At 65.2% G+C, this 3,079-nt stretch carries 4 protein-coding genes; 1 reads left to right on the top strand and 3 read right to left on the bottom strand.

Annotated elements, in window-relative coordinates; translation table 11 throughout:
• Both EGJ34_RS21095 and EGJ34_RS21090 read right to left on the bottom strand, forming a co-directional pair.
• The coding region (locus tag EGJ34_RS21095; protein WP_148100547.1) for a response regulator at positions 1-383 on the bottom strand (383 nt) is incomplete at its 3' end.
• A gap of 232 nt (positions 384-615) precedes the next feature.
• The gene (locus tag EGJ34_RS21090) at positions 616-1,005 is read right to left on the bottom strand and encodes a BON domain-containing protein (protein ID WP_125362367.1); all 390 of its coding nucleotides are present in this window, start codon (positions 1,003-1,005) and stop codon (positions 616-618) included.
• 168 nt (positions 1,006-1,173) lie between these two features.
• Here EGJ34_RS21090 and EGJ34_RS21085 point away from each other — a divergent pair, with 168 nt between their 5' ends.
• A complete protein-coding gene (locus EGJ34_RS21085; protein WP_125362366.1) occupies positions 1,174-2,223 on the top strand; it encodes an oxidoreductase in 1,050 nt (349 codons plus the stop codon).
• A 57-nt stretch (positions 2,224-2,280) separates the two neighbouring features.
• On the opposite strand, the gene gnd is transcribed toward EGJ34_RS21085, so the two are convergent.
• Positions 2,281-3,079: phosphogluconate dehydrogenase (NAD(+)-dependent, decarboxylating) (gnd, locus tag EGJ34_RS21080; protein WP_125362365.1), on the bottom strand; the 799-nt coding region annotated here is incomplete at its 5' end.

The following is a 3,079-nucleotide window of genomic DNA, read 5'->3' as shown; positions in this document are numbered from 1 at the left end:
CGCACGGCCCGCGCCACGGCGGACGGCAGCCGCGCCGGCTGGTGTTTGATGATGTAGTCATTGGCCCCTTCGCGAAGGGCGGCCACGGCAGCGTCCTCACCCAGCGTGCCGGAGACAAAGATGAACGGCATGTCCGGGTGGCTGTCACGCACGATCCGGAGTGCGTCCAGTCCGGAAAATCCGGGCAGGCTCAGGTCGGACAGCACGATGTCCGGAGTTTCCCGGGCCAGCGCCTGGCGCAGCGCGGCGGCGCTTTCGGCGCGCTCGAAGCTGGCATCCAGCCCGGCGCCCAGGATCTGGCCGCTCAGCAGTTCCGCATCACCGGGGGAATCCTCCACCAGCAGGATGCGCAGATGCCCCAGCACCGGGCCGTTACGCGGCATGAGGCCTACCCGCTGGACCGGCAACGGCCGGCCCCGCCTTGAGATCACCACTGAAACGCAGCGCCATAGCCCCTCGTCAGAATGCCCGCATCCCCTGCCCCCCACCCCTGTGGAAGGCGCAGCGGTGAATATACTCCACACCAACGTGAATGGGCTTCCATTCAGGACAAATTAAGAGAAGAAAAGGGCACCCGCCTGGGGTGCCCTTCTTCACACTGACTGGCGCAGTAACTCAGCGGTTGGCAGCGGTAGCCGATACCTTCAGCGCCGACGCGTCGACCTTCTTCACGCCCTTGATGCCCTTGGCGGTGGTCACAGCCTTGTCATGCTCGGCCTTGGTGGCGACATTGCCCTTCAGCGTTACCACGCCGTTGACGGTTTCCACTTCCACCTTGGTGCCCGGCACGTTGCTGCTGGTCAGCAGGTCCGCTTTGACCTTGGTGGTGATCCAGCTGTCAGACACCGGCTCGTTGGAATCATGGGAGTCGGCATGGGTCATGGCGCTGTGGTCCATGGCCTTGTCGCCGGTTTTCGGCGGGTCTTTGGCCATGACCGACGTGCTGGCGAACACCATGCCCAGGGCGAGGGAAGCGGCAAGCAGATTGCGGGTCTTGTTGGTCATGCGGTTGTCTCCCGTGTTTGTGGTGTCACTATGGGAGACGGCGCGTGGAAACTGCGTCGGTTTGAAATAACGTCGCCGTGAATCATTCGGCTTCATCTGCAACGGTTCATGTTTCCGCACTGCACCAACACCGTTTACGATGAGATTGCCCGCTTCAGGAGTAATCGGATGAACATGATAGCGCAGGTAGGTCTGATCGGTTACGGGCTGGCTGGAAGCGTTTTCCATGCGCCTCTGCTGCAACACACGCCCGGGCTCGCACTGCACAGCATCGTGAGTTCGCAACGTGACGCGCTGATGCGGCGTTTTACGGATGTGCACATACACGACACTCCGGAAGCGATGCTCGCAGACCCGTCCCTCGATGCGGTGGTGATCGCCACGCCCAATGCCCAGCACGCTCCGCTGGCGATCGCCGCGCTGCGTGCCGGCAAGCATGTGCTGGTGGACAAGCCGTTTGCGTTGAGCCTGTCTGAAGCAGAGGCGGTGATCTCAGCCGCGCGCGAGGCGGACCGCGTGGTGACGGTGTTCCAGAACCGCCGCTTCGACGCGGATTTTCTGACCCTGCAGAAGCTGATCGCGGAGGGCACGCTGGGTGAGATCGCCGAATGTCATTCGCATTTCGACCGGTATCGTCCGCAGGTGCGTGACCGCTGGCGCGAAAGCGATGCGCCCGGTGCCGGGTTGTGGATGGACCTCGGTCCGCATCTGCTGGACCAGATGCTGGTGCTGTTCGGCTGGCCGCAGGCGATGACCGCTGATATTGCCGCACAGCGTGATGGTGCGCGCAGCGATGACTACTTCCACGCGGTGCTGCACTACCCGCGCATGCGGGCCATCGTGCATGCGGGATCCCTGGTGAGCGCGTCCGCACCGCGGTTTGCAGTGCATGGCTCGGCAGGCAGCTACCTCAAGGAAGGCCTGGACGTGCAGGAAGCGCAGCTGCGTGCCGGCGTGGCCCCGGGCGCGCCGGGATATGGTCTGGACCCGCTGCATGGGGTCGTGGTGCGGCAGGATGCCGAGGGGCGGGTCAGCCGCAGCTCGGTGGACAATCTCGACGGGGACTATCGCCGTCTGTACGCGGCCTTTGCCAGCGCGGTGCGTGGTGAGGGGAATGCCACGGTGAGTACGACGCAGGCGTTGCAGGTGATGCGGTTGCTGGAGGCCGGCGTGCGCAGTTCGCAGAGCGGGATGCGGGTTGTGGTGTCGGACAGATAGTGCGGAAAGCAGCCGGGCAGAGCCCGGCTCTACGGGAACGTCGCGCGGGGCGAGCGGTCAGTCGGTCTTCATCTGGTGGCCACCGAACTGGTTGCGCAGCGCCGACAGCATGCGGTCGCTGTAGGAGTTGCCTTCGCGCGAACGCAGCCGTTCCAGCAGCGACAGCGTGATGACCGGGGCAGACACATCCAGATCGATGGCTTCGGCGACCGTCCAGCGGCCCTCGCCCGAGTCGGGCACGTACGGGGCAATGCCTTCCAGTTGCGGGTTCTTGTCCAGCGCGTCCACGCTCAGGTCCAGCAGCCACGAGCGCACCACGCTGCCGTGCTGCCAGGTGCGCGCGACGTCGGCCAGATCGATGTTGAACTCGGTCTTGCGCTGCATCAGCGCGAAGCCTTCGGCATAGGCCTGCATCATGCCGTACTCGATGCCGTTGTGAATCATCTTGCAGTAGTGCCCAGCTCCGCTCGGGCCCACATGCGACCAGCCACGGTCGGCCGCCGGAGCCAGGGTGCGGAAGATGTCACCGAGACGCTCGACCGTGGCCTTGTCGCCGCCGATCATCAGGCTGTAGCCCTCCTGCAGGCCCCACACGCCCCCGCTGGTGCCGCAGTCCAGGTAGGTCACGTCGTCCTGCAGCAGCTGCGCGGAACGGCGCATGCTGTCCTTGTAGTACGAGTTGCCGCCGTCGATCACCACGTCACCCTCGGAGAGGTGCGGCGCGAGTGAGGCCAGCGTCTGGTCGACCACCTCACCGGCCGGCACCATCAGCCACACCACCCGGGGAACCGGCAGTCTGGCCAGCGCGTCGGCCAGCGAGGCATCGACCTCGAAGCCGCGTGCCGCGGCAGCCGCG

The organism is Stenotrophomonas sp. 278, assembly GCF_003935715.1.
In the GTDB taxonomy this organism is placed as follows: Bacteria; Pseudomonadota; Gammaproteobacteria; order Xanthomonadales; family Xanthomonadaceae; genus Stenotrophomonas; species Stenotrophomonas maltophilia_AH.
The sequence above is the reverse complement of the archived record's forward strand: the minus strand, read 5'-3'. Positions and strand labels throughout refer to the sequence as shown.

Excerpts from the sequence above, each read along its gene's own strand:
- EGJ34_RS21085 (WP_125362366.1), top strand. The coding sequence starts at position 1,174 with ATGAACATGATAGCGCAGGTAGGTCTGATCGGTTACGGGCTGGCTGGA.
- EGJ34_RS21090 (WP_125362367.1), bottom strand. The coding sequence starts at position 1,005 with ATGACCAACAAGACCCGCAATCTGCTTGCCGCTTCCCTCGCCCTGGGC.